The organism is Nonomuraea sp. NPDC004354 (assembly GCF_053602555.1).
Genome location: NZ_JBSGDV010000009.1, coordinates 280,915 through 305,480 on the forward strand (window position 1 = coordinate 280,915; position 24,566 = coordinate 305,480).

22 protein-coding genes and 1 pseudogene are annotated in these 24,566 nt (G+C 71.3%); 7 read left to right on the forward strand and 16 right to left on the reverse strand.

What is annotated here, in order from left to right; translation table 11 throughout:
* Positions 1–12: 12 nt before the first annotated feature.
* Positions 13–1,017: a helix-turn-helix transcriptional regulator gene (locus ACWENQ_RS25545; protein ID WP_452416493.1), complete on the reverse strand. Its 1,005-nt coding sequence runs from the start codon at positions 1,015–1,017 to the stop codon at positions 13–15.
* A 62-nt stretch (positions 1,018–1,079) separates the two neighbouring features.
* Here ACWENQ_RS25545 and ACWENQ_RS25550 point away from each other — a divergent pair, with 62 nt between their 5' ends.
* Positions 1,080–1,697, forward strand: coding sequence for a DinB family protein (locus ACWENQ_RS25550; RefSeq protein ID WP_452416495.1), 618 nt, complete (start codon positions 1,080–1,082; stop codon positions 1,695–1,697).
* Positions 1,698–1,757: 60 nt separating this feature from the next.
* Here the strand turns inward: ACWENQ_RS25550 and ACWENQ_RS25555 are convergent, their stop codons facing one another.
* From ACWENQ_RS25555 to ACWENQ_RS25570, 4 genes are all read right to left on the reverse strand, one after another.
* On the reverse strand, positions 1,758–2,672 hold the full coding sequence (locus ACWENQ_RS25555; RefSeq protein WP_452416497.1) for an aminoglycoside phosphotransferase family protein: 915 nt from the start codon (positions 2,670–2,672) through the stop codon (positions 1,758–1,760).
* 243 nt (positions 2,673–2,915) lie between these two features.
* Positions 2,916–4,376: a multicopper oxidase family protein gene (locus ACWENQ_RS25560; protein WP_452416499.1), complete on the reverse strand. Its 1,461-nt coding sequence runs from the start codon at positions 4,374–4,376 to the stop codon at positions 2,916–2,918.
* Positions 4,373–4,720 (reverse strand): hypothetical protein, encoded by a 348-nt coding sequence (locus ACWENQ_RS25565; protein WP_452416500.1) that lies wholly within the window; start codon positions 4,718–4,720, stop codon positions 4,373–4,375. Before ACWENQ_RS25565 ends, ACWENQ_RS25560 begins: the two co-directional genes overlap by 4 nt.
* A 386-nt stretch (positions 4,721–5,106) precedes the next feature.
* Positions 5,107–6,093 carry an alpha/beta hydrolase gene (locus ACWENQ_RS25570; RefSeq protein ID WP_452416537.1) on the reverse strand — a complete coding sequence of 329 codons (987 nt, stop codon included), beginning with the start codon at positions 6,091–6,093 and terminating at the stop codon, positions 5,107–5,109.
* Positions 6,094–6,168: 75 nt separating this feature from the next.
* Between ACWENQ_RS25570 and ACWENQ_RS25575 the strand changes: the two genes are divergently transcribed.
* Positions 6,169–6,735, forward strand: a complete 567-nt coding sequence (locus tag ACWENQ_RS25575) for a TetR/AcrR family transcriptional regulator (RefSeq protein WP_449914849.1) — start codon at positions 6,169–6,171, stop codon at positions 6,733–6,735.
* A 90-nt stretch (positions 6,736–6,825) separates the two neighbouring features.
* Here the strand turns inward: ACWENQ_RS25575 and ACWENQ_RS25580 are convergent.
* Positions 6,826–6,936, reverse strand: a pseudogene (locus tag ACWENQ_RS25580) (hypothetical protein); the annotation flags it as partial.
* Entirely contained in the window at positions 6,917–7,477 is a 561-nt protein-coding gene (locus ACWENQ_RS25585) for a hypothetical protein (RefSeq protein WP_452416501.1), read from the reverse strand. The pseudogene ACWENQ_RS25580 and the gene ACWENQ_RS25585, both read right to left, overlap by 20 nt.
* Positions 7,478–7,590: 113 nt before the next feature.
* Here ACWENQ_RS25585 and ACWENQ_RS25590 point away from each other — a divergent pair, with 113 nt between their 5' ends.
* Complete coding sequence (locus ACWENQ_RS25590; protein WP_452416502.1) at positions 7,591–10,230, forward strand: ATP-binding protein; 2,640 nt, start codon at positions 7,591–7,593, stop codon at positions 10,228–10,230.
* Here ACWENQ_RS25590 and ACWENQ_RS25595 read toward each other — a convergent pair.
* Both ACWENQ_RS25595 and ACWENQ_RS25600 read right to left on the reverse strand, forming a co-directional pair.
* Complete coding sequence (locus ACWENQ_RS25595; RefSeq protein WP_452416503.1) at positions 10,217–11,383, reverse strand: MFS transporter; 1,167 nt, start codon at positions 11,381–11,383, stop codon at positions 10,217–10,219. The genes ACWENQ_RS25590 and ACWENQ_RS25595 overlap by 14 nt on opposite strands.
* Before the next feature lie 2 nt (positions 11,384–11,385).
* Complete coding sequence (locus ACWENQ_RS25600; protein WP_452416505.1) at positions 11,386–12,660, reverse strand: FAD-dependent oxidoreductase; 1,275 nt, start codon at positions 12,658–12,660, stop codon at positions 11,386–11,388.
* A 193-nt stretch (positions 12,661–12,853) separates the two neighbouring features.
* Between ACWENQ_RS25600 and ACWENQ_RS25605 the strand changes: the two genes are divergently transcribed.
* Both ACWENQ_RS25605 and ACWENQ_RS25610 read left to right on the forward strand, forming a co-directional pair.
* The gene (locus ACWENQ_RS25605) at positions 12,854–13,210 is read left to right on the forward strand and encodes a BlaI/MecI/CopY family transcriptional regulator (protein ID WP_449914837.1); all 357 of its coding nucleotides are present in this window, start codon (positions 12,854–12,856) and stop codon (positions 13,208–13,210) included.
* Positions 13,207–14,148 (forward strand): M56 family metallopeptidase, encoded by a 942-nt coding sequence (locus tag ACWENQ_RS25610; RefSeq protein WP_449914835.1) that lies wholly within the window; start codon positions 13,207–13,209, stop codon positions 14,146–14,148. Before ACWENQ_RS25605 ends, ACWENQ_RS25610 begins: the two co-directional genes overlap by 4 nt.
* A 48-nt stretch (positions 14,149–14,196) precedes the next feature.
* Here ACWENQ_RS25610 and ACWENQ_RS25615 read toward each other — a convergent pair whose 3' ends face one another.
* The 4 genes from ACWENQ_RS25615 to ACWENQ_RS25630 all read right to left on the reverse strand — a co-directional run bounded on the left by ACWENQ_RS25615 (position 14,197) and on the right by ACWENQ_RS25630 (position 18,060).
* The gene (locus tag ACWENQ_RS25615; protein ID WP_452416506.1) at positions 14,197–14,820 is read right to left on the reverse strand and encodes a vitamin K epoxide reductase family protein; all 624 of its coding nucleotides are present in this window, start codon (positions 14,818–14,820) and stop codon (positions 14,197–14,199) included.
* Positions 14,801–15,481 carry a DsbA family protein gene (locus ACWENQ_RS25620; RefSeq protein WP_452416508.1) on the reverse strand — a complete coding sequence of 227 codons (681 nt, stop codon included), beginning with the start codon at positions 15,479–15,481 and terminating at the stop codon, positions 14,801–14,803. The genes ACWENQ_RS25615 and ACWENQ_RS25620 overlap by 20 nt, the downstream gene beginning before the upstream one ends.
* A gap of 267 nt (positions 15,482–15,748) precedes the next feature.
* On the reverse strand, positions 15,749–16,996 hold the full coding sequence (locus ACWENQ_RS25625; protein ID WP_452416510.1) for an MFS transporter: 1,248 nt from the start codon (positions 16,994–16,996) through the stop codon (positions 15,749–15,751).
* Complete coding sequence (locus tag ACWENQ_RS25630) at positions 16,993–18,060, reverse strand: PLP-dependent cysteine synthase family protein (protein ID WP_449914827.1); 1,068 nt, start codon at positions 18,058–18,060, stop codon at positions 16,993–16,995. The genes ACWENQ_RS25625 and ACWENQ_RS25630 overlap by 4 nt, the downstream gene beginning before the upstream one ends.
* Before the next feature lie 717 nt (positions 18,061–18,777).
* Between ACWENQ_RS25630 and ACWENQ_RS25635 the strand changes: the two genes are divergently transcribed.
* On the forward strand, positions 18,778–20,067 hold the full coding sequence (locus ACWENQ_RS25635; protein WP_452416511.1) for an aminotransferase class V-fold PLP-dependent enzyme: 1,290 nt from the start codon (positions 18,778–18,780) through the stop codon (positions 20,065–20,067).
* Between the two features lie 10 nt (positions 20,068–20,077).
* Here the strand turns inward: ACWENQ_RS25635 and ACWENQ_RS25640 are convergent, their stop codons facing one another.
* The 3 genes from ACWENQ_RS25640 to ACWENQ_RS25650 all read right to left on the reverse strand — a co-directional run bounded on the left by ACWENQ_RS25640 (position 20,078) and on the right by ACWENQ_RS25650 (position 22,890).
* Complete coding sequence (locus tag ACWENQ_RS25640) at positions 20,078–20,908, reverse strand: MerR family transcriptional regulator (RefSeq protein ID WP_452416512.1); 831 nt, start codon at positions 20,906–20,908, stop codon at positions 20,078–20,080.
* A 32-nt stretch (positions 20,909–20,940) separates the two neighbouring features.
* Complete coding sequence (locus ACWENQ_RS25645) at positions 20,941–22,365, reverse strand: serine hydrolase domain-containing protein (protein WP_452416514.1); 1,425 nt, start codon at positions 22,363–22,365, stop codon at positions 20,941–20,943.
* Positions 22,366–22,461: 96 nt separating this feature from the next.
* A complete protein-coding gene (locus ACWENQ_RS25650; protein ID WP_452416516.1) occupies positions 22,462–22,890 on the reverse strand; it encodes a hypothetical protein in 429 nt (142 codons plus the stop codon).
* 243 nt (positions 22,891–23,133) lie between these two features.
* Between ACWENQ_RS25650 and ACWENQ_RS25655 the strand changes: the two genes are divergently transcribed.
* Positions 23,134–24,294: a serine hydrolase domain-containing protein gene (locus ACWENQ_RS25655; RefSeq protein ID WP_452416518.1), complete on the forward strand. Its 1,161-nt coding sequence runs from the start codon at positions 23,134–23,136 to the stop codon at positions 24,292–24,294.
* Positions 24,295–24,566: the final 272 nt, after the last annotated feature.

The window sequence follows — 24,566 nt, forward strand, 5'->3', positions numbered from 1 at the left end:
AGGGCGCTCGGCTCATGGGCTCGGGTACGGTCCGTCGGTCGCGTCGGTCGCGGCGTTGGCGTAGCGGCGGGCCAGGTGCGCGAAGGCGTCCTTGAGCTCGGCCGGGCCGACCACCTCGATGTCGGCGTCGAACCTGCCGATGGCGGCGGCCAGGCCGGGCCACGACCACGAGCCCAGGACGAGCCGGCAGCGGTCCGGGCCGAGCTCCTCGACGACGCCGTCGCGGGTGTAGCGGGACACGGCGGCGGCGGGGAGGTCGAGGATCACCTCGCCGCGGCACGGCCAGTCGCCCGAGCCGTCGGAGCCCCGGAACCTGCCGGCCACGAAGGCCGCCACATCACCTCCGGGCAGCTCGCGCGGGGTGAAGCGGGGCCCGGTAGGGGTGCGCGGGGTGATCCGGTCGGCGCGGAAGGTGCGCCAGTCCTCGCGGTCGAGGTCCCAGGCGACGAGGTACCAGCACCCGTCCCAGGTGACGAGGTGATGGGGCTGCGCCCGGCGCGGCGGGGTCTGGTCGCCGGTGTCGTCCGGCCCGTGCCGGTAGTCGAAGCGCAGCACCTCGCGGGCGTGGACGGCGGCACTGAGCGCCACGAGCACGCTGCTGTCGACCTGTCGGTACGGCAGGCCCGCGGGCCGTTCGACGGCGGTGACCCGCAGGGTGTCGATCCGGCGGCGCAGCCGTACGGGCATGACCTGCCGGACGGTGTTCAGCGCGCGCGCCGCGGCTTCCTCGATGCCGGCGCCGGCGGTGGTGGCGATCTGGAGCGCGACGGCCAGGGCGACGGCCTGCTCGTCGTCGAACAGCAGGGGAGGCAGCTCCGTGCCGGCGTCGAGCCGGTACCCGCCGTCGGGGCCCTTGGTCGCCACGATGGGGTAGCCCAGCTCGCGCAGGCGGTCGACATCACGGCGGACGGTGCGCGGGCTGATGTCCAGCCGCTCGGCCAGCAGCGCACCCGGCCAGTCCCTGCGCACCTGGAGCAGCGAGAGCAACGCCAGCAGCCGCGCTGAAGTTTTCGGCATGAACCCCATGGTGCCGCGAGAAGCGGCCACGCTCTGTCCGCTTCCTCTGCGACTGTTGTCGCGTGCCACTCAACGACAACCATCCGAAAGGCCCGAACGCCGTGAACGCCACCACCACGCCCCCCTCGACCCTCGACGCCGAGCGGGGCGACCTGCTCGCCGCGCTCGCGACCGCGCGAGCCGCCCTGACCAACACCGTCCGCGGGCTCAGCGACGAGCAGCTGGGCCGGCGCCCGACGGTCAGCGAGCTGTGCCTGGGCGGGCTGATCAAGCACGTCGCCTCCATGGAGGAGAACTGGATGCGCTTCGCGACCGAGGGCCCGTCGGCGATGCCCTACGACCTGCCCGACGGTGTCACCTGGGCCGACCTCGCGTCCGGCACCGCACGCGAGGTCCCGCAGTGGGCGATCGACCACCAGAACGACTTCCGGATGCTGCCCGGCGAGACGCTGGCCGGGATCCTCGCGCGTTACGAGCGGGTCGCCGCCCGCAGCGCGGAGATCGTCGCCGCCCTCCCCGACCTGTCGGCGACGCACCCGCTGCCGGAGGCGCCCTGGAACGAGCCGGGAGCGGTGCGCAGCGTGCGCGGGGTGCTGATGCACGTCATCGCCGAGACCGCCCAGCACGCCGGGCACGCCGACATCCTGCGCGAGACGCTCGACGGGCAGAAAACGACCTGAGCGGTGACGGGCTCCTGCTGATCGGGGGGCCGAGTCATGGCAGCGCCGCCCTCGGCCCCCTCATGGCGCGCGGTCCGTGAGCAACTCCGCCATACGGTCCAGCCATGATCCACCGCGGGCGATACGGAATCCGTGCCGGCGGCCCCAGAACGCGGCCTGGACGGCATGGAACTGGGCCCACCGCCGAACGCGTTCGCGATCGAGCTCGGCGGCCTCGGCGAAGACGTCCAGGGTACGGTCGACAGCCTTGCGCACGTCGTCCGCGTCGAGGAACGTCAGCGCGCGCGACTTGAGCAGCGTGCCGCCGTCGTAGGCGGGATCTCCCACGTACCCCTTGGGGTCGACGGCCAGCCAGGGCTCGCGGTCGGCGCGCAGGATGTTCCCGGCGTGGAGATCGCCGTGGATGAGGACGTCCGGCTGGACCCGGCCCAGCTCGCGGACGGTCGCCACGGCGGTGTCCACCACGCGACGCGACAGTGTGTGCGTCAGCTCCTCGGCGTCCTTGCCCAGTTGCTCCTCCCAGGCGTCGGCCTGCTCCCTCAGCCGGGGCAGGCCAGGCGGCGCGGGGACGGCCAGCCGGCGACTGAGCCGCCCGGCGACCGTCACGACCTCGTCACCCTCGTCGACCTCCGCCAGCGTCGAGGTCTGGACCCGCTCGAGCAGCATGGCGAAACGCTCGTCGTCGCGCTCGTGCAGCAGAACGGCTCCACGCCCGCCCCACGCCGCGAACGCGTCCGGCTCATGGACGTTGCCGGGATGCGGAAACGACACCTTCAGCACAGCGGTCCGCTCGTCCCGCCGCCGCACCGGGACGACGACCCCGACGCCCCCGTGCAGGACCTGGCCGTCAGGCACGCACCCCCAGCGTTCCAGGAGCCTGTCCACGATGCTGGGCAGTTCGGCGAGCCACGCCGCGCCGGCCTCTCCTTCACGCTCGACGGTGCTCCGCGTGAACGCCTCCGGTATCCCGATCATTCGGGCACCTTACGCGCCGGCCCGCCGCCCCTGCCAGGCCCGAGCCCGGGCCGACCCCGACCGCCGCCGGCCGCCGCGAGCGCGTGATCTCCCGCGGGTCAGGTCACGGTCCTGGTGATCGAGTCGACGCGACGGACCCGCCCGTCGGAGGCGAGCCGGGCGAACAGGTGGACCTCGATCCGCAAGGTCCTGTCCTTCCTGGTCACGACGGTCATGGTGTAGCGGGCGGCGGCCAGCCGGGCATCAGACCACCTCGAACGTGCTCATCATGGCCATGTCCTCGTGCTCGAGGTTGTGGCAGTGCATGACGTACCGGCCCCGGTAGCCGGTGAAGCGGGTGATGATCTCCACGGTCTGCGCCTCCCGCAGCTCGACGGTGTCCTTCCATTCCGGTGGCCCGCTCGGGCGCTCGCCGCCGGCCGACAGCACCTGGAACGGCGACAGGTGCAGGTGCACCGGGTGGGCGACGTCGCTGGTCAGCCGCCAGATCTCCACCTGGCCGAGCTTCGGCCTGGCATCGACGCGGCGGGCGTCGAAGGGCTTGCCGTTGATCAGCCAGCCGGTGTGGCCGTGCATGTCGCCGCTGGTGAACTCGAAGTCGCGGGTCACCGTTGCCTTGGCCGGGTCGAGCGGTTCGACCCGTGACAGCGTCGTCGGGATGGCCGAGTCGTCGCGGGCGTTCCGCTCGACGGTGAAGCGCATCACCCGGGCCTGGGCCCCCTCGTCGGCGAGGTTGCGCAGTTCGACCTGGTCGCCCACCCGGTAGGCGGCGAAGTCGACGATCACGTCCGCGCGCTCGCCCGGCGCGAGCCGTACCCGGTCGACGGGCCGTGGCGCGGCCAGCAGGCCGCCGTCGCTGCCGATGCGCACCAGGCTGCCGCCGGGCGAGAGGGCCAGCTCGTAGGTGCGGGCGTTGGAGCCGTTGAGCAGCCGCAGCCGGTAGCGGGCGCGGTCCACCCCGAGCTGCGGCCAGGGCGCGCCGTTGACCAGGACGACATCGCCGAGCACGCCGCCCATGAACGCCTCCCGGGCTCCGGGCCCGTCGGGCCGGGCCGGGTAGGGCATGGTGCCGTCGGCGGCGAAGGATCGGTCGCAGATCAGCAGCGGGACGTCCCGCTCGCCCGACGGCAGTGGCAGCGCCTCCTCCTGGTCGTCGCCGACCAGGAAGAACCCGGCCAAGCCGCGCCAGACCTGCGGCCCGGTGTGGTCCATGCGGTGGTCGTGGTACCAGAGCGTGGCCGCGCGCTGCTCCAGCGGGAAGACGTGGTCGCGGTGGGTGCCCGGCTGGACCAGGTCGGTGGGGTAGCCGTCGGACTCCGGCGGGGTGTGGCCCCCGTGCAGGTGCGTGACGGTCGGCGCGCCCAGGCGGTTGGTGACGCGCACCACGGTCCTGCGGCCGCTGGGCGCCCGGATGGTCGGTCCGGGGAACTGCCCGTCGTACCCCCAGATCGGGGTGCGCAGGCCGGGCAGGATCTCCACCTCGGCCTGCTGCTGCACGAGCTCGTAGTAGTCGGTGCTCGCGTCGGTCCGGTACGGCTTGGCGACCGAGGGCAGCGGCAGCGGCACCGTGTACGGCCTGGGCAGCGGCGCGCCGCTGGTCAGGAGCCTCGGCAGCGGGGTCCGGCCGAGCAGCGAGCAGCCCGGCACGCTCAGCGCCGCGCCCACGCCGAGCAGCCGCAGCGCCTGCCGTCTGGTCATCGTCATGCCGAGGCCGTCCCCGTGCGGCGGACGGGCCAGACCTGGCTCAGCCGGAACATGCTCACGCCGAACATCAGCACGCCGAGCGGCACATGCAGGGTCTTCATGTGCGCCATGCCCAGCGCCATCTGTGCCAGGGTCGCCGCGAGCATGCCGACGGCCGGAACGATGTCGGTCGACCGCCGCGTCACCAGTGCGGCGACCAGATGGAGCAGCACGGTGACCGCCACGACGACGGCCGTGGCGCCGTGCGCCGTCCGGCCGCCGGGCGAGGCCAGCAGCAGCCCGGCGGTGACCGCCTGGAGGAGCAGGGCGACGGTCTGCGCGGTGAGCGCGATACGCAGGAACATGATTCTCCTCAGCGGGTGGCGAGTCGGGCACCGACGCCAGCAATCGTCGTCCGGTCAGTGCCGGGGGGCGTCCCCCGAGGGAAGGCATCTGCCGCTACCGCCCCGGGATCAACGCCCGACTCGAACTACTACGCCGGGATTAGCCCCGCCGCACGGGCGACCGGACGAGCCGGAATCACGCCCTCGCGAGATCGCCCGGTTCGTGGTGCCCTGGCCTCGTCGGCGCCCGTGTCCCCGGTTCGCGCCCGTGTCCCCGGTTCGCGCCCGTGTCCCCGGTTCGCGCCCGTGTCCCCGGTTCGCGCCCGTGTCCCCGGTTCGCGGCGGTGGAGCGACGGTGGAGCGGCGGGGGAGCGGCGGTGATGTGGAACGCGGCAGGCCGGGACCCGTCACCCCGCGAGGTGGCCCCGGAGGAACTCGAGGATCTCCGCCCGCGCGGCCTTCGCCTGCGGCACCGCGCCCGGCATGCTGAGGAACGCGTGCGTCGCGCCGGGGTATTCGGTGAGCCGCGCGGGCGTCCCGGCCGCTCGCAGCCGTTCGGCGTAACGGCGGCCGTGGTCGGCCAGCGGGTCCAGGGTCGGCACGACCACGAGTGCCGGGGCCAGCCCGCCCAGGTCGTCGGCGTACAGCGGCGACATCGCGCGAGGATCGGTTCCCGGCGGAACGGCGAAGCGGTGCAACAGCCGCATCTGCGACAGGGTGAGGGTCGGGCTGTCGGCGTACTGGGTGACCGAGGCGTGGTCGAACATCGTCGAGGTCAGGTCGACAGCGGGGTTGACCAGCACCTGCGCCCGCAGCGGCAGCCCGGACTCCCTGGCCCGGAGCGCGGCCAGCGCGCTGATCAACGAGCCGGTGCTCTCCCCGAAGACGGCGGTCCGCGCCGGGTCGATTCCCCACTGGGCGGCGTGCCGCACCACGTGCCGGAGCGCGTCCCAGCCGTCGTCGACGGCCGCCGACAGCGGAGTGTCCGGGTCGAGGAGGCGGTGCTCGACCGAGACGACGACCGCGGGCAGCCGAGTCGCGAGGCGGCTGTTCACCCAGTCGCTCTGCACCGCCGTACCCACGAACCCGCCGCCGTGCACGTGGAGCACGAGCGGCAGGTCGCCGCGCCCGTCGCGGCGTCCGGGCGACGGCCGGTACACCCGGACCGGGAGCCGGCGGTCGGCCAGCGCCAGTTCCTCCCACTGGATCGTGGCGCCGCGGTCGGGACGCCCGGTGATCACCCGTGCCAGACGGGATGCCCGCTTGCGGTTCTCAGCGTCGCGGTAGGCGACGAGCTCCTCGGTCGTCATCGCCGGCCAGTCCGGCTGCTTCCCCAGGGCGTGCAGCAGCCGGATGCCCAGCGGCGGTCGCTCCGTACCGGTGACCTCGCTCATGTGTCCTCCTCGGCCCACAGTTTCGCTACTACAAGTATCGATACCGATAGTAGCGCAATGGGTTATCGTGTGGGCATGACCCGAGCGACCACATCCGCCAGACCACCCGGTCGCCCGCGCTCCGGCGTCAACGCCGTGGTCTTCGCCGCGACGCTGAGCACGGTCCACGAGCTCGGCTACGCGCGTGCCACCGTCGACCGCATCGCCGCCGCGGCCGGCGTCGCCAAGACGACGATCTACCGTCGCTGGCCCTCGAAGGGCGCGCTGATCGTGGACTGCCTCCTCGACGCGTTCGGCCCGGTGCCGCTGGAGGGCGCCGGCCGAGCGGAGCTCATGGCCTCGGCCATCCGCTGGATCGCGGCGAAGATCGGCGAGCCCGGGGTGGGCGACGCGTTCGCGGGCGTGTTCAGCGACGCCGTCAGCGATCCGGCCCTGCGCGAGGTCCTGTCCGCGCGGTTGCAGGACCCCTACCGGCTCGCGCTCCAGGAGGCGCTCGGCGAGCCGGAGAACCGGGTCCTGTTCTTCATCGACGTCGTCGTCGGAACCTTGCTCCACCGGCTGGGCATGACCGGTGAGCCGATGGCCGACGCCGACGTCGCCGCGCTGGCCGAGATGGTCCTGTCGCACTTCGCCGACGGCTGACCGCCGCCAACACCTGATCCTGCGGCGTGCCGCGCGCAGCTCCAGGCGGCAGCCGACCCGGGTCGGCAGATGGACGACGTCGGGCAGCTCCCGCAGGAGTGGATGCGGGTGTGAGCGGTCGAACAGGCAGGTCCCGCAGCGCATGACCGTGCCAGGGGAGGCGCTTGGTCGGCTTCCTGCCTCACGCGAGGGTGAGGGCATCGGTTCCCCCGGCGATGAGGATGTCGTAGCGGTCCTCGCTCTCCTCGAACCCGGTGTCGGTGAACACGTAGGTGGGCTGGGCCGTGGCGAAGTGCCGCTCGCCGATGGTCAGGCGGGTCGAGCCGCCGGCCACGGCCAGCCGTACCGGAACACCGGCGGGACGCCGGATGGTGAGGTCGGCCGCGCCGCCGGCGACGCGGACGGGCACCCGGCCGTGCGGCTGGGGCAGGTCGAGGCGCACGTGCTCGACCCCGCCCTGCAGGTCGATCCCGGCCAGCCGGAGCTCGCGCAGGTCGGCGTCCACCCGCGAGGTCCGGCCCTGTACTTCCACCGCCCACGGACCGGCGGCGTTGAGCACGATCTGGCCGCCATGCCGCCGGTCACCGATGTGGAAGCTGCGCGGGAAGTCGACCACGACCCCGTCGGTGACCGGCCGCACCTCCGGCAGCACACCGTCGAAGCTGAGCTTGTACGGCTCGGCCATGGCCGGGTCCACCTGGAGCGTGAGGTCGGCGGCGCCCGGGACGAACGCGATCTTCATGGTTGCTCTCCTGTCGTGTTGTCGCTGGTCACGACCGTACGGAGCAGCAAGATCCAGGTAATCAGTCATATAGCGGTCGTCGTGACTTAAGTCGGTCTAAGTAGCATCTTGGGATGCTCTACGGCAGGACCCGCGAACAAGAGGCACTCGACCGGCTGCTGCGCGACGCCGCCGACGGCGTCAGTGGCGTCCTGGTCCTCGGCGGTGACCCGGGTGTCGGCAAATCCGCGCTGCTCGATCACGCCGTGGAGCGAGCCGGGGCCGAGTTCACCGTGTTGCGCGGCGGGGGCGTGGAGTCGGAGGCGGAGCTGCCGTACGCGGGGCTGCATCTGCTGCTGATGCCCGTCCTGGCGCAGCTGGAGGCGCTGCCGGAGGTGCAGGCGACGGCGTTGCGCGGCGCGCTGGGCATGACCGCGGCGCGGGCCGGTGACCGGTTCCTCGTCGGGGTCGCGGTGCTGAGCCTGCTGGCGGCGGTGTCGGCCGAGCGGCCCCTGCTGTGCGTGGTGGACGACACACAGTGGCTGGACCGGGCCTCGGCCGACGCCTTGCTGTTCGCCGCGCGCCGGCTGCGCAGCGAGCGGGTGGCCCTGCTGCTCGCCGCGCGCGAGGAGTTCCACGCCCCCGGTCTGCCCGAGCTGCGGGTGTCCCCGCTGGACGCGTCGGCGTCGGCCGAGCTGGTGGACGCGATCGCCCCGGGCCTGGCCGTGGACGTGCGCGAGCGCGTGCTGGCGGAGGCGGGCGGCAACCCGCTGGGGCTCATCGAACTGCCCCGCAGCGCCCCCGGCGGCGGCGATCTGGGCGAGCTGCCGCTCACGCGGCGGCTGCTGGACGCCTTCGGGCAACGCCTCACCGCGCTGAGCGAACCGGCCGGGACATTGCTGCTGGTGGCCGCGGCCGAAGACACGGGCGACCCGGCGCTGATCCTGCGCGCCGCGGCCCGCCTGGGCGCCGATGAGCGGGCGCTGGAGGAGTGCGAACGCTCCGGGCTCGTCGAGGTGGCCGGAGCGCGGGTGCGCTTCCGCCATCCGCTGGTCCGGTCGGCGGTCTATCAGGCGGCGGGCTTCGCCAGGCGCGGGGCGGTCCACCGGGCGCTGGCGGAGGTCAGCGAGCCCGAGCGGCGGATCTGGCACCTGGCCGCGGCGGTGACCGAACCGGATGAACGGCTGGCCGCCGAGCTGGAGCGGTCAGCCGAGACGTTCCTGCGGCGCAGCGGGCACGCGGCCGCGGCGGCGTGGGAGCGGGCCGCGCTCCTCACCCCCGAGGCCGATGCCAGGGCCGTACGGCTGGCCAAAGCCGCCGAGGCGGCCATCTCGGCCGGGCGGCTGCGCCGGGCCGCCCAGCTCACCGACCAGGCGGCGCGCCTGACCGGCGACGAGCTCGTCCTGGCCCACCTGGCCAACCTCAGGGCCGACGTCGACTTCGAGCACGGCGCCGTCGAGGCCGCGAGCCTCACCCTGCTGGAGGCGGCCAGGCCGCTGGCCGCCGCGCATCCCGGCCGGGCCACCTCGCTGCTGATCCAGGTCGTGCGCAACGCCTGGTACGCCCATGACGTCAAGCTCGCGCGCCGGGCCACCGACCTGCTGATGTCCCTCGGCAGCGGCACCGACCCCGCGCGTCCGGCGTCGGCCATGGCCACGGGGATCACGGCGCTGCTCGAGGACGATCCGGCGCGGGCCCTGCCGCTGCTGCGCGAGGTGGTGGAAGGGGCCAGGCACGTCGATCACGGCGAGCACGGCCTGCGCAACAACGCCCTGTCGGTCGCCCTGCTCGTCGGCGACCACGCCACGGCCCTGAGCATGGCTCGCGCGCTGGCCACCGAATGCGCCGCGCTCGGCATGGTGGCCTGGCTGCCGCACACCCACCTGGCGCTGGCCGGCGTCGAGCTCCTGCGCGGCCGTCATCTGGACGCGGCCGCCGACGCCGACCACGCCGAGCAGGTGGCGGCACAGACCGGCCAGACGCATCTGGAGGCGCAGGCGTGCGGGGTGCGGGCCTGGCTCGCCGCGGTCCGCGGCGTCGAGGAGGACTGCCGGCCGCTCGCCGAGCGGGCGGCGGCGATGCCTTCGGGCCAGGTGTGGGCGCAGTGGGCGCTGGGCCTGCTGGAGCTGGTCCGAGGCCGTTACGAGCAAGCGGCCGACCACCTGGCGCGCGCTGCCCGCCAGCAGCCCGCCGCCGTACCCGACCTGGTCGAGGTCCTGGTCAGGCTGCAGGAGCCGGAGCGTGCCCGCGCGGCCCACGACCGGTTCGCCCGCTGGACGGCCGCCGCCGGCCAGCCATGGGCGCAGGGCCTGCTGGCCCGCTGCCGGGCACTGCTGGACGGCGACGAGCAGGACTTCGCCACGGCGATCGACCTGCACCGGGCCGCCGACCGCCCCTTCGACGCCGCGCGCACGCGGCTGCTACTCGGTGAGCGGTTGCGGCGCGAGCGGCGCAAGCAGGAGGCCCGTACGGTCCTGCGGGAGGCGGTGCACACATTCGAACGGCTGGGTGCCCTTCCCTGGCTGGAGCGGGCCTCGTCGGAGCTGCGCGCCACCGGTGAGTCCCTGACCAGGAGCGCCGACGCCGCCTTGCTGTCGCGGCTCACGCCACAGGAGCTCCAGGTGGTACGGCTGGCCGCGACGGGAGCCAGCAACAAGGAGATCGCCGCCCAGCTGTTCCTCAGCCCCCGGACCGTCGGGCACCACCTGTACAAGGCGTATCCGAAGCTGGGCGTCACCACCCGGACCGAGCTGGCCGGCCTCATCCTGTCGTGACGCGCAGCGGGAGCTCCACGATCAGCGCGGCGACCACGACGGCCGCCACCGCGACGACCGTCAGCGCGGTGAAGGCGGTCTGGATGGAGCCCATCTCGTACAGCGCCCCGGTCATCGTCACCCCGGCCACGCCGCCGAGCTGGCGCAGGAAGGGACCGGCGCCGCCGGCCACCCCGGCGTCCGCGGCCGGCACGCTGTTCTGCGCGACGAGAGTGACCAGCTGCATGAGCATGCCGGCCCCGAGACCCTGCACGGCCATCACGGCCCAGCCGGCACCGGTCAGCGCTATGCCTGCCGTACCGGCCGCGGTCAGAGCTGTGCCCGCCACCAGGACCGGCTTGTAGCGACCGGTGGCGGCGATCACCCGTCCGGACAGGAAGGCAGCGACGACCGCCCCGACCAGCAACGGCAGCAGCAGGACGCCGCTGGCGGTCGCGGAGTCGCCACCGGCCTGCAGGTGGAGAGGGAGATAGGTGACCGAGGAGAGCATCACCGCCCCCTGGAGCGGTGCGAGGATCGCGGCGAGGGCGAAGTTCCGCACGGCCAGCAGGCGTGGCGGCAACACCGCCAGGTAGTCGGCCAGGCGCCGGGCCCGGCCCTGCCGTGCCGGTGGCGGGAGCCGTACCAGGAGGGCCAGCGTCGCGAAGGCGACGGCGCCCAGCGGAAGGTTGATCAGGTAGGCCCAGCGCCAGGACAGCGCGTCGGTGAGCAGCCCGCCCGCCAGCGGGCCGCCGATCATGGCCACGGCCGTCACCGCGGTGACATACCCCTGGTAGCGGGCCCGTTCGCGGGGCGGGAGCAGTGCGGCGATCACGGTGACGACGCCGACCATCAGCCCGCCCGCTCCGACGCCCTGGACCGCTCTGGCGGCCACCAGCTGGGTCATGTCCTGCGCCGCCGCGCAGGCCGCCGACCCGATCTCGAACAGGACCAGCGCGGTCAGCAGCACCCGCTTGTGACCCAGCAGGTCCGCCGCTCTGCCCCACAGCGGCAGCGTGAGGGTGGAGGCCGCCGCGTAGCCGGCGACCACCAGTTCGACCTGCTCCCGCCCGCCGAGCTCGGCGACCAGGGCGGGGGCGATGACACCGGTGAGCGTGGTGTCGAGCGTGGCCAGCAGCAGCAGGATCAGCAGGCTCGCGAAGACGATCCGCATGGCTACTTCATCATCGAGGCGGACATCTGCTTCTTCAGCGGCGGCACCGCGTTGAAGAAGCGGAACATGCTCTTGGTGAAGAAGCGCTGCACCGGGTTGGCGCTGACGCCCATCTTCAGGTTCCGCATGGCCAGCGCGACCGCCTTGAAGGCGTAGTCGATCATCTCGACCTCGTAGGCGTGCACCGCCTCCAGCAGCGTCCGCCGTCCCTTGACGTGGTCGACCAGGTTCGCGCACAGCAGCCTGGCGTCGAGGATCGCGGTGTTGGCGCCGACGCCCGCGGTGGGCGGCATGTTGTGGATCGCGTCGCCGATCAGCGTGACGTTGGTCGTCTGCCACGGCTTGACCGGGGTGGAGCTCTTCAGCGGGAAGATCGAGATGCTGCCGAGGTCGCTGCGGGCGATCAGCTTGTGCAGCCGCGGGCTCCAGCCCCGCAGCGCCTGGAAGGCGACCTGCTGCAGTTCGGCGCCGTCCATGCGCTCCAGCTCGGCCCGGTCGCCCAGCTTGTCCCAGGTGGTGACGATGTTCCACATGATGTAGTCGGCGCTGTTGTCCAGCAGGAGGCCCTCGCCGGGGGTCTCGGCCACCGAGCCGCGGGTGCGGAACTCGTGCGCGGCCAGGAAGACCGCCTTGCCCTGCGGCCCGAACAGGAACCCCGAACCGGCGAACAGCTGCCTCGGCAGCAGCTTGCGGGTCTCGTCGTCCAGCGGGACCTTGGCCGAGACCGACAGCGCGCCGGTGTCGACACGCTCGGCGTGCGGCAGCAGCTGATGGCGGACCCGCGAGTTGACCCCCTCCGCGCCCACCAGCAGGTCGCCGTCGGCGTGGGTGCCGTCGTCGAAGTAGGCGCGCACCCTGCCGTCCGGGCGCGGCTCGTACCGCGTGAACGTCTTGCCGTACTGGACGACTCCTTCCAGACCGCTCAGCAGCACCTCCCGCAGCGAGATGCGGCTGACGGACTTGAAGCTGTCGATGTAGTGCTCGGGCGCGTCAGGGTCCCCGATGGCCAGCAGCTCGGAGAAATCGGAGTCGTAGAAGCCCAGCGTGGTGTTGGGCTTGCCCGACGTCGCCACGAACCGGTCGTACAGCTCCTTCGGCAGGCACTCGTGCAACGCGGCGGACCCCTTGGGGGAGATGTGGATCCGGTAGCCCTGCAGCCGGTCGTCCTTGGCCCGGTCACGCTCGTAGACCGCCACCGAGATGCCGGCCCTGCGCAGCCCCTGGGCGAGCGTGAGCCCGCCGATGCCGCCACCGACGATCAGAACATGGAACGACATGGTGCCCTCCGAAACAGGTAAGGGTCGATCAGGAATCGATGCCTGAACGGTACGAATCCATCCGCTGCCGAGGCATCAGGCATCCGACTTAGGTGGCCGACCCATCCTGCTGTTCGCCGCGGTCGCGTGGCGGGCTGCGAGCTGTAGCCTTCGACTGTCAGGAGAACGAACGCGGCAACGGGAGGCATCGCGGATGCACCTGGGCAGTCTCGAGCGGGCGATCATGGAGTCCCTCTGGCAGCGGCCCGACGGTATGTTCGCTCAGGACCTCGCGGCCGGGCTTCCCTCTCAGCCGGCCATCACCACCGTGTTGACCGTGCTCGTCAGGCTTTCGCGCAAAGGCATGGTTTCGAGAGAACGCGTGGGACGGGCCCACCTGTACAAGGCCGCCGTGGAGAAGGACGCCGTCGTCGCGGAGGCCATGCGCGCCGCGCTCGACGAGGCGACCGACATCGAGGCGGCGGTTCAGCGCTTCGTCGGAACGGTGAGTCCCGAGGTGGCGGCGGCTCTGCGCGAGGCGCTCGGCGCCCGGGAGGGAACGTCGTCATGACGGTCTGGCTGATCGCCGCCGGTGCCGCGTTGCTTCCCGTGGTCGTGGGAGGCCGTACGGCCCGGCGGCTCGCCTCGGCTGCCTGGGCTTACCGCCATCCGCGCGCCGCCCTGGTGCTCTGGCAGGCCGTCGGGCTGGCCGGAGGCCTGGGCGCGGTGGGCGTCGGCCTGGTCGCGGCGGTGTGGCCCCTCGAGGCCGTCTTTCCACACGGCATGCACACGCTCGCGGGTCAGATCGCCGCCGGAGACGGGCTCGACGGGCTCGGACCCGTGCAGGTGGTGGCACTGGCCTGGTCGGCGGGGCTGTCCATCTGGCTGCTGGCCCACACGATCAGGGTCACCGCCAGGACGGTGCTCGACCAGCGGCGTCAGCGGTTCCTGGTCGACGTCGTCGCGGACCATCTGCCGATGCACGACGTGTACGTTCTGCCCAGTGAGCGGCGAGTGGCCTACTGCGTGCCCGGCCGGCACGGGCGCGTCGTTCTCAGCCGCGGGACATTGGAACTGCTGGGTTCCCAGGAGCTGGACGCGGTTCTCGCGCACGAGCGCGCCCATGCTCGGGGCCGCCACGACCTGGTTCTGCTTCCCTTTCTCGCGCTGAGGCACGCCTTTCCCCGGCTGCCGCTGGTGGCGAGGGCGGAGCAGGCCGTCGCCGTCCTGCTCGAGATGATCGCCGACGACCACGCACGTCACGTTCACGGCGAGCTGCCCCTGGCCCGCGCGCTGGTGCAGATGGCGACGCCGGCGGGCGGCCAGGGGGCTGCCACGTTCGCTCTCGCCGACGCCGGGCTCACCGAACGACTGGAACGCCTGCTCGATCACCGGCCGGAGTCGAGCTGGGTGCCGGCGGCCGCCTATTCGGCGGCCAGCCTGCTGCTGAGCGGGCCGGTCGCCGTTCTCGTCGCTCCGCTGCTGTGCATCGCCGTCTGGAAGGTATGACGACCCGCACGAACGCGGCCGTGGGTCGAGAGAGCCGCGGCAGGGACATCAGATGAGGGTGCTCCAGTAGGACCAGAACCTGATGCCGATCATGGTGATGACGGCGATGAACCAGACGGTCAGCACGGTGGTGTGGTAACCGGCCAGCGCTCTGGCCGCCTTGTGCCCGCGGAGGTTGTGGAGGGTGACGTACCAGAAGAGCGGGATCGTCACCGCCCAGACGACCATGCAGTAGGGACAGAGCGCGCCGATCACATAGAGGCTCTGGTAGACGAGCCAGTGGACGAACACCGCCCCGAAGGTGACCCCGGCCTGCAGCCCGAGCCAGAACCAGCGCCGGAACCGCGCGCCGGCGAGGAGGGCCGCGCCGGCGGTGGTCACACAGGCGAAGGCGGCGACGCCGAGGAGTGGATTGGGAAAGCCGAACGCCTCGGCCTGCGGCGTGTTCATGACGGAGCCGCAGGACAGGACCGGGTTGATGCTGCAGCTGGGCACGTAGGCGGGATTCCTCAGCAGCGCGATCTTCTCGACGGCCAGGACGAAGGCCGCGACGAGACCGAGCGCGCCGCCTACCAGCAGAAGTCGCGGCAGCAGCAGGGGATACGGATCGTCGTGCTCCGCAGGGGTGCGGGCGGCCGGGGCGGCCGCGGTGTCAGCCGGCGAGCGCCGCATCGATGGCCGCCTTGAACTCGTCGGACGAGCGGGGTTCGATCTTCTTGCCGTTCAGGAAGAACGTCGGGGTGCCCTGCACGCCCAGCGCCTCGCCGTCCTTCGCGTCCTTCCTCACCCGCTCCAGAGTGGCGGGATCGTCGTACGCCCTGTCCCATGCGGCCAGATCCAGTCCGAGGTCCTTGGCGAAGCCGCGGAAGACGGCATCCGCCGGGACCCGCTTTTCCGCCCACTGCTTCTGGGTCTCGTACATCCGCTGGTACATCGCCTCGAACTTGCCCTGCCTGGCGGCGGCCTCGACCGCGCGGGCCGCCCGCTCGGCGTTGAAGTGGCTGCTGATCGGGAAGTACCTCGCGACGAAGGTCACCTTCCCCGCGTACTGCTTGCGCAGTTCTTCGACGACGGGGAAGTACGCGCCGCAGCCCTCGCACTCGAAGTCGAGGAACTCCACCAAGGTGACCTTGCCGTCCGCGGCCGTCTGCAGGCGGTGGCTGTCGGCGCGGACGAGCTGGGACTCGCCGGCCGCGACGGCGTTCGTCCGGTCCGAACCGAGGCGGTTGACGGCGAACATGGCGGCGACCACCACCAGGAAGACACCGACGACGGAGAGCGACACGGCGAGGTTCTTCGTGCGCGCCTCCTTGCGCCGGTCCTCGGCTCGCATCGCTTCGACCTTCGCCCTGCGGGCTTCCACTCGATCTTCAGAGTCCGGCATGCCGCTCCCTCCGCCATCGGTGCCCGACCTCGGCTCGGACCTGATGGCGCCGAACGCGTCCCAGGCACGCCGTCTCCAGGGCATGCCGAAGTGACCCAGCCTTGTGCTGCAGGGGCAGTCGAGCTCGCTCAGTGTTACTTCTACCTAATGTAGAAGATGGCGGGACTCGTTGGGTCCACCGTTCCCTGTGAGGCTGGGGCGGCGACGCTCCCGACGTCAGGTCGCGGTCGCCGCCGCACGTCCGGCGGCCAGCCGGTCGCGGTTCGCCAGGCGCCTGACGGCGGCCGCCGAGGCGAGGCCGACCACGGTCAGCGCCGTCCACGGCAGGCTCGCCCAGACGGTGGACGCCGTCACGTCGACCATGGCCCCGAACAGCAGGTAACCGGCCAGGATGCCCGCACCGGACAGCAGGTTGTACAGCCCGTAGTAGGTGCCGACCAGGTGGTCACCCGCCATGTCGGCGATCGTGGCCATCTCGAAGGGGTAGGCGACCAACGTGCCCGCCGTGAGCACCAGCGTGCAGGCGATGGCGGGCAGGACGGCCCAGGGCCACGGCAGCGACAGGTGCGCGGCCACCGCCATCGGGACGAACGACACGCTCATGAGGACGAGCCCTGTGCTCATCGCCCGTCCTCGGGTCCAGCGGCGGGAACACCAGGCGGTCAGCCGTACCTGGCCGGCGATCCCGAGCAGGGCCGACAGCGCGTACAGCACCGCCACCGAGCCATCGCCACCACCGGTGCGCTGCACCTCCAGGGGCAGGCCCAGGTAGATCTGGAACGACAGGCCGTAGGAGGCGATCATCGCCGCGGCGAACGCCAGGAACGCCCGGTCGCCGAACGCCTGTCGCCACTCACGAGAGACCGGGGGCCTGGCCGGCGAGGCCGTGTCCCGCCGTTCCGGGAGGTAGATCCCCTGCAGGACCGTCAGCACCGCGAAGATCGCCGCCGCGGACAGGCACACCACGGTGAAGCCACCCTTCAGCAGAACGATGCCGAGGAGCGGGCCGAGCAGGATGCCGCCCTGGTAGAAGACATTGAACACGGCGAACGCCGCCACCTTGCGGTCACCCGCCTCCCGGGCCAGGTAGGCCCGGGCCGCCGGGTTGAACAGCGCGCCCGCCAAGCCCGTCACGGCGGCGGCCACAAGCAGCACCGGCAGCGCGGTCGACAGGCCGAACAGCGCGAACCCGAGCGTGCGCAGCGCGCAGCCGGCCATGATGACGCGCTTGCAGCCGAGCCGGTCGGCCAGCGTGCCGCCGATCAGGAACAGCCCCTGCTGGCTCAGGTTCCGCAGGCCCAGGACCAGCCCGATCGTCCAGGCGGCCAGCCCCACACCGGTCGCCAGATGCTGGGCCAGATACGGCATGAGCATGTAGAAGCCGAGGTTGATGCCGGCCTGGTTGACCTGCACCAGCTTGATCGGCGTCTCGAAGGAGCGGAACTGCCGCAGCGTCTCGATCACCGTGCGCCTCCGCTGGAGGACGGCAGCGGGTCGGTCACGCCGGCGCATCGCGTCCAGCGGTGGACTTCGCGCTCCGACGGCGCCCCGATCACATCGGGCTCGTCCGCGGGGACGACGTCGAGCAGCCCGTTGGCGTGGCAGTAGCTGTCGTCGAAGATGGTGTCCCAGTAGCGCCACGGACCGTCGGGAAAGATCGCGACGATGGTCTGGCCTGCGGAGGTGCCGGCCAGCCAGCGGGCCACCAGCGCGACCGCGCCGGTGCTCCAGCCCCCGGAGATGTAGTGCTGGACGGCGAGAGTACGGCAGGCCCACACCGCCTCGGGGGCGCTGACCCAGTGCACCTCGCTGAAGGAGTCGTAGGCGACGTTGCGCGGATGGATGCTGGAGCCGAGCCCGCGCATCAACCGCGGCCTGGCCGGCTGACCGAAGATGGTGGAGCCCACGGTGTCGACTCCGACGAGCCTGAGGTCGGGGAAGTGGTGGCGCAGCACCTTGGAGATGCCGGCGCTGTGCCCGCCGGTGCCGACCGAGCACACCAGCACGTCGATGTGCGGGAGGCGGGCCAGCAGCTCATGCGCCAGCCCGGCGTAGGACTCGACATTGTCCGGGTTGTTGTACTGGTCGGGACAGTAGGCGCCGGGTGTGTCCCGTAGCAGGGAGCGCACCCGCGCGCGGCGGGCCTCCTGCCAGCCGCCCACGGGATGCGGCTCGGTGACGAGTTCCAGGCGCACGCCGTAGGAGGTCAACAGCCGCCGCATGAGCGGCTCCATGCCGGGATCGCCCACCAGCACGACGGGGTGGCCGAAGACGATTCCCGCCAGGGCCAGACCGAGGCCCAGGGTGCCGCTGGTCGACTCGATGATCGTGGCCCCTGGAGCGAGATCTCCCCTGGCGCGGGCCTGGCGCACCATGTGCAGCGCGGGCCGGTCCTTGATCCCGCCGGGATTGAAGCTCTCCAGCTTCGCCCAGAAGCCGCCACCGCCCGGTACGAAGGGTTCGGAAACGAAGGTGATCGGCGTGTTGCCGACCGCGACGGAAAGCGAGGAATAGGGACTCGACGGCATGGTGAGGAGTGGCGCGAAAGAAAGTGGAGACGGCATTTATCCCTCAGGTGATCGGCTTTTGTTCGGGCATGGCGAAACGACCGCCCTGCCCTGATCAGGAATGACGAAACGAGAAATCGTCGTCCTATGCGCGCATCACGCAGAGGTCGGCCAGGGCCGTCCTGGAGAACTGTGTCGTGCCTGAATTCGGCGCGTGGAGAACGCGGGCCGCCTGCGTCGGCGAAGGTGGCGCGCCCGCCGGGCAGAAGGACGTCAAGGGGGCGGCCGGAACCGAGAGGTCCTGCTCCATGCCGTGATGGTGCCGCGCGGGGAGTTCGTCGTGGGCGCATGCCGTGACCTGCGATATCGCCGTCGCGGTCGGAGCACTCGCGTGCGAGTGACCGTGCACGTCATGCGCGGCCGCCTCCGACAACACCAGCGCGGCACATGCTCCGCCATGGGCGAAGACGACTCCGACGATCATGGCGAGGACGACCAACGCCTGCGCCATTATCCGGCCGGCGCTTGTGGCGGCGGGTCGGCCTGAGCGGGTTGATCGTGTCGCAGTCATCACTGTCGATGATGCCCGGGGTCGGGCAGGACGCGCCCTGCGAAGACAAACAGTTTCGCAAAACGTGAGCGCTTTGTGTCGCCCCGTCCGCGAATGAAAGGAATGCTGTCCTCGGAGGCTTCGGCCGCCCTGCGGTTGATTCTTGAGACGTATACGGAGATGCTTTCATGACGCTGTCCAGACGACATGTGATCGCCGGATTGGGTGCGCTGCCGGTCTGCGGGACAGCGGCTTCCGCGCTGCCTGCCGTACCGGACGAGGTGACTCCCGAGGCGCTCGCCCGTGATGATCGATTCTGGGGCGCCGTCGCGCGGCAGTTCAGGGTGGACCCGGATTACGTCAACCTGGAGAACGGCTACTACGGGATCATGCCGGAGCCGGTACGGCGGGCCTACCACAGCAACGTCGACCACCTCAACGAGCACAACTCCCACCTGCTGCGCACCGAGTACAAGCCGCGCGCCGACCTGGTCCGCGACCGCATCGCCGCCCTGCTCGGCGCCTCCCGGGAGGAGATCGCGCTCACCAGGGGAGGCACCGAAGCGCTCCAGAACCTCGTCTCGGGGTACAACCGCCTGCGCCCCGGCGACACCGTCATGTACGCCGACCTGGACTACCACAGCGGGCAGTACGCGATGAACTGGCTGCGCGAGCGGCGCAGGGTGTCCCTGGCGAAGATCGTCATCCCCGAGCCCGCCACCCGGCAGGCGGTGCTCGACACCTACGAACGGGCCCTGCGCGACCACCCCGGCCTGAAGCTGCTCCTGCTCAGCCACATGAACAACCGCACCGGGCTCGTCACACCGGTGCGGGAGATCGTCACCATGGCCCGCCAGGCGGGCGTGGACGTCATCGTCGACGCCGCCCACTCCTGGGGACAGCTCGACTTCACCATCGCCGACCTCGACGCCGACTTCGCCGTGTTCTCCCTGCACAAGTGGATGAGCGCACCCCTCGGATCAGGCTTCCTCTACATCAGGAAGCATCGCCTGCCCGACATGGACCGCCTCTACGCCGACGAGACCTTCCCCGCGACCGACATCCGCTCCCGCGTCCACTCCGGCACCATGAACGTCGCGCCCATCCTCACCGTCGACGCCGCACTGGACTTTCACGAGTCCCTCGGCGCCGCGGTCAAGCAGGCCCGGCTCCGCCACCTGCGCGAGCGGTGGGTCAACCAGGTGAAAGACATCGCCAACCTGGAGATCCTCACCCCGGAGGAGCCGGAGATGTACGGCACGATCACCGCCTTCCGCATCTCCGGCCGCACCTCGCAGGCCGACAACGTGGCCATCACCGACACGCTGATGAAGACCTATCGCATCTTCACGGTCCAGCGCGGGGGAGTGACACGCGGCGACTGCGTGCGGGTCACCCCCGCACTGTTCACCTCGACGGACGACGTGGATCGCCTCGCGGCCGCCCTGCGGGACATCGCCTGGCGCATGCGGGTGTGATCGGCGGCGCTCACACCTCGCTCGACCCGGCTTCGCAGGACCAGGAACGGACACGGGACGAGGCGGCGATCCGACCTTCGCCCTGGTCGTCGTGGCCTCGTCCCGGCGAACCGGGCGAGGGCGAGCCCTCCATGAGCCGGGCGAGGCGGTCCCACGCCGGGGATGAGGCTCCGGACTGGGACTGCGCGGCCAACCGCGCGATGGTCGCGTTGTGCACGGGGCGGGTCTCGGATGGGCTGTGGTGCCCGGTGTACCAGTTCCGCGTACGGTCCGCGAGGCCGGGCAGGCGGGGATCGCTCGGCGACCAGTCGTAGGCGGCGTCATGTTCGAGGTAGATGGCGCGGAACTCGGGATCGCTCATGAGCTCGCGCTTTTCGGTGATCCACACGCAGGCGTCCTCGGGTGAGGCTGTCTGCATGAGGATCCAGCCGTCGCGTTCCAGGTGCACCTGGCGCTCGCTGACGCCGAGTTCGCGCAGATCGTCGAGGTAGTCGGCGACTTCGGGGGAGACGAAGAGCCGGTCGCCGCCGCTCAACTGGGCGAGCTGATCGCGGGTTCGCCGCAGCTGCGCGATGCGGTCTTGGAGGTTGTGGTCGATCTCGGCGATGGCTGCCGTCAGCGTGTCCGGGTCGGCGTCGACAAGGTCTTTGACGCGGGCCAGCGGCACGCCCGCGTGCGCCAGCGTCCTGATCTTGACGAGCTTGATGGCGTGCTCGGCGGTGTAGCGCCGGTAGCCGGACGAGTCGCGGTCGGGCTCGGTGAGCAGACCGCGCTCGTGATAATGGCGGATGGCTTTGATGGTCACTCCGGCGTAGTCCGCGAGCTGGCCAATCGTGAGCATGCCGGACATCCTTCCACCCCGTCGGGGCGCGGTCAGGCCCGGCGGGTCAGGCGGCCGCCGCCGTTGCGGAAGCGCGCCTGGCCGTCGCGGACGTCGTGGTAGGAGACGAGCAGCAGCCGCAGGTATCCGTCGAACGCCTCCAGCGGGTAGCCGGCGGGTGCGAAGAGGCCCGGCCGGATCGGCACGTAGCGCTGCGGCGGGCCGGAGGTCATGCCGCCGGCGAACTCGGTGAAGATCCGCTCCTGCGACTCGTCCGCCGGCTCGTAGGTCGTGCGCTCCTCGAGCTGGCCGTCGACGATGCTGACGTCGATGCGGAGCTGGTTGGAGCGGTAGGTGCCCACGTAGGGGGTCAGGTCGACGTCCTCCTGCAGTTCGGTGACCAGCTTGGGGATCCGGACGCCGAGGTGCTCGCTCAGCAGCCATTGCAGGAGCTGGTCCTGCAGCATGATCGCGCCTGGGCTGTTGCCGTAGGCGGCGAAGACCAGGTCGCGCTCGGGCAGGACGCACAGGAGGGAGACACCGCCGGGCGAGGCGCCCGACATGGCCAGGACGGTCGTGTCGCCGAACGGGTACAGCACCCAGCCCAGGCCCATCGGCGGGGTGTTCGGGCTCTCCATGTCGTACGAGACCTGCTGCATCAGGGCGGTCGACCCGGCCGACAGGACGCGGGCGCCGGAGGGGGAGACGCCACCCGCGAGGTGGGTGCGTCCGAAGGCCAGCAGGTCGGCGATGGTGCCGATCGGCGTGCCGCCGGCCGGTCCCCAGGTGTCGGGCAGCGTGAACATGGTCGTGGGCTTGGCCGTCATGGTCTCGGGGTCCAGGAAGTGGCCGACCGCCGTGCCGCGCAGGATGGCCTGCTCGGCGGAGGTGCTGGAGTCCTTCATGCCGACCGGGGCGTAGACCTCGCGGGCGAGCAGGTCGTGGAAGGGCAGGCCGGTCACCACTTCCAGCAGGCGGCCCGCGACGATCATGCCGCCGTTGGAGTAGCTGAGCTGCTCACCGGGCTCGAACAGGGTGCCGCACCTGCTCGCGAGGCCCTCGACGTAGGCCTTCAGGGCGTCGCGGCCCTTGTCGTCGGGGAAGTACAGGTCCGCGTCGATGCCGTTGGTGTGGCCGATCAGGTGCCGGACCAGGATCCTGTCCGCCGCGCCCGGCGCGGCCAGGGCGAAGTCGGGCAGGTACTTCACCACCGGCGTGTCGAGGTCCAGCAGTCCACGATCGACCTGCTGGAGGACCAGCGTGGTGGTCAGGACCTTGGTGACGGAGCCGAAGAGGAATCCGGTGTCGTCGAGCATAGGTGCGCCGGTGGCGACGTTCGCGGTGCCGTGGGCGACGACGATCTGCTCACCGGCGTGGTAGACGCCGGCGACGAACCCGGGGACGCCGTTGGACTCGCAGTAGGCGGCGGCCTGGTCGTGGATCTGGGCTTCGACGGTGTGCAGCGCGTTGTTGTTCATGCGGAGTATCGTCGAACCTTGACCCTGGGGCAAGGTCAAGCCGGAACACGAAAATCCGAAAGCGCCTGATGAGACACCTCGCGGGCGGCCGGCCCGTCAGCAGGCCGGCCCGCGCGGGCGTCGCCTGTCCACGCGCGCCTCGAACCTGTCGAGCTCCTTCTCCAGAGCCGAGCGCAGGATCGGCATGAGCACCCGCTTCAGGCCCGGCCTGCGGGTGGAGCCCGCGCGGGCCAGCAGGGTTCCGCCGCTGACCGGGACCGCGGCCAGGCCGAAGGTGACGGACCTGCTCTGCATCCAGCACCAGCCAGGCCGCAGGACGGCGTCGAAGCGCTCGCGGATCGGCAGCCAGCCGTACGCCATGGCCTGGAGCCGGTCGCCGTCGCCTGGAGCGACCCTGAACCTCCTGACGACGGGCTGGTAGCGGGGCAGCTCGTCCTCCAGGTCGGCGGCCACCGCCCACACCACCTCGAACGGCGCGGGGATCACCCGCTCCAGCAGCACACAGCCGGGTGTCGCCGCCGCCATCACGCGGAGCCACTGGTGCGGGGTGTGCTGGGCGTCGTGTGGCTGTTCACCGCCGACAGCTGGACGCCGTTCTACTGGCTGAACGCCTTCCTCTACACGCCGTCGCGAATGAGGGGGCGTCGAAGCTTGACGACGGTAGGGCTAGCCATACCCGACAATTCGGGTATGCGGGATCGATCGTGACGTATGTCCGCCGACATGCTGGGCAGCGTCACATTTCGTCATCCAGCAGGGAGTCCCTTGATGAGTCTTTTTCCCGCCATGTCACCAGCGTCCACCCGTCTGCTGGCCCTGGTCACCGTAGGAGCCGTAGCCGCCGGCACCCTCGGTCTGGGTACGGCTGCCGCCGGCGCCACCACGCGGACCAGTCCCGACGACGTCGTACAGACGAGCCTGAACAAGCTGGTCAGCACCGGCGACTTCCCCGGTGTCGTCGCCGCGGTGCGGGGACGCGACGGGCGGGTGCGTGACTACACCGCCGGGGTGGGGGACCTGGAGACGAAGGCCAAGGTGCCCGTCAACGGGATGGTACGCATCGGCAGCCACACCAAGACATTCACCGCCACAGTCGTCCTGCAACTGGCCGGTGAGGGCAAGATCGATCTGGATGCGCCGGTCGAGAAGTACCTGCCCGGCGTGGTCCGTGACAACGGCAACGACGGCCGCGAGATCACGCCCCGCCAGCTGCTGCAGCACACCTCCGGCCTGCCGGAGTACACGAGGTTCCCGACGGTGACGGGCGCCCGGCACACCTATTTCGAGCCACGGGACCTGATCGACAAAGCCCTTGGGCAGAAGCCGCAGTTCGCCCCCGGCAAGACCTGGCAGTACAACAACACGGGATACGTCCTGCTCGGCCTGATCGTGCAGAAGGTCACGGGCCGGCCCATGGGAGAAGAGGTCACCAACCGGATCATCAAGCCGCTCGGCCTGCGGGACACCTACTGGCCCGGCGTCGGCGAGCAGACCATCCGCGGCGACCACCCGAACGGCTACCACGCCGACAAGAGCGGAGAGCTCGTGGAATACACCCGGATGGACCCCTCCTGGGGGTGGACGGCCGGCAACCTCATCAGCACCCCACGCGACATCACCCGTTTCCTGAACGCGCTGATGGGCGGCAAGCTCCTCAAGCCGGCCCAGCTGAAGGAGATGAAGCGAACGATCGAGGCCAAGGCGCTCCCGCCGGGTTGGGAGTACGGGCTCGGCGTGATGAAGATCAAGCTGAGTTGCGGCGGTCACGCGTGGGGCCACGGCGGCGACATCCCCGGTTACGAGACCCGCAACGGCATCACCGAGGACGGCCGGACAGCGACGCTCACCGTGACCGCACTCCCGACCTCGGACGCCGCCGCCCAGCGCGTCGACGACACCCTCGACGCCCTGCTCTGCGCCCAGAAGTAGGGCCCGCACCGGCTTCTCCACGGGCTACCGGCTCGTTCGCATGACTCCTCCCGCGAACGAGCCGGCCGCTGGGCGACAACACTTCGGTCATTCGACACGACCTCCGGCATGCGGCTGTCCCCATGTGGCTTGACGCCGGCGTTCCGCTCCCTGGCCGCCAGTGGCCAGGCCGGTGCAGACCCTGTGGGTCTACACCAAATGCGTCCATGGCCAGGAAACGGCGGCGACGGGAACGCATCCGGGATGCGACTCGATGCCGATTCCCTGAGGGA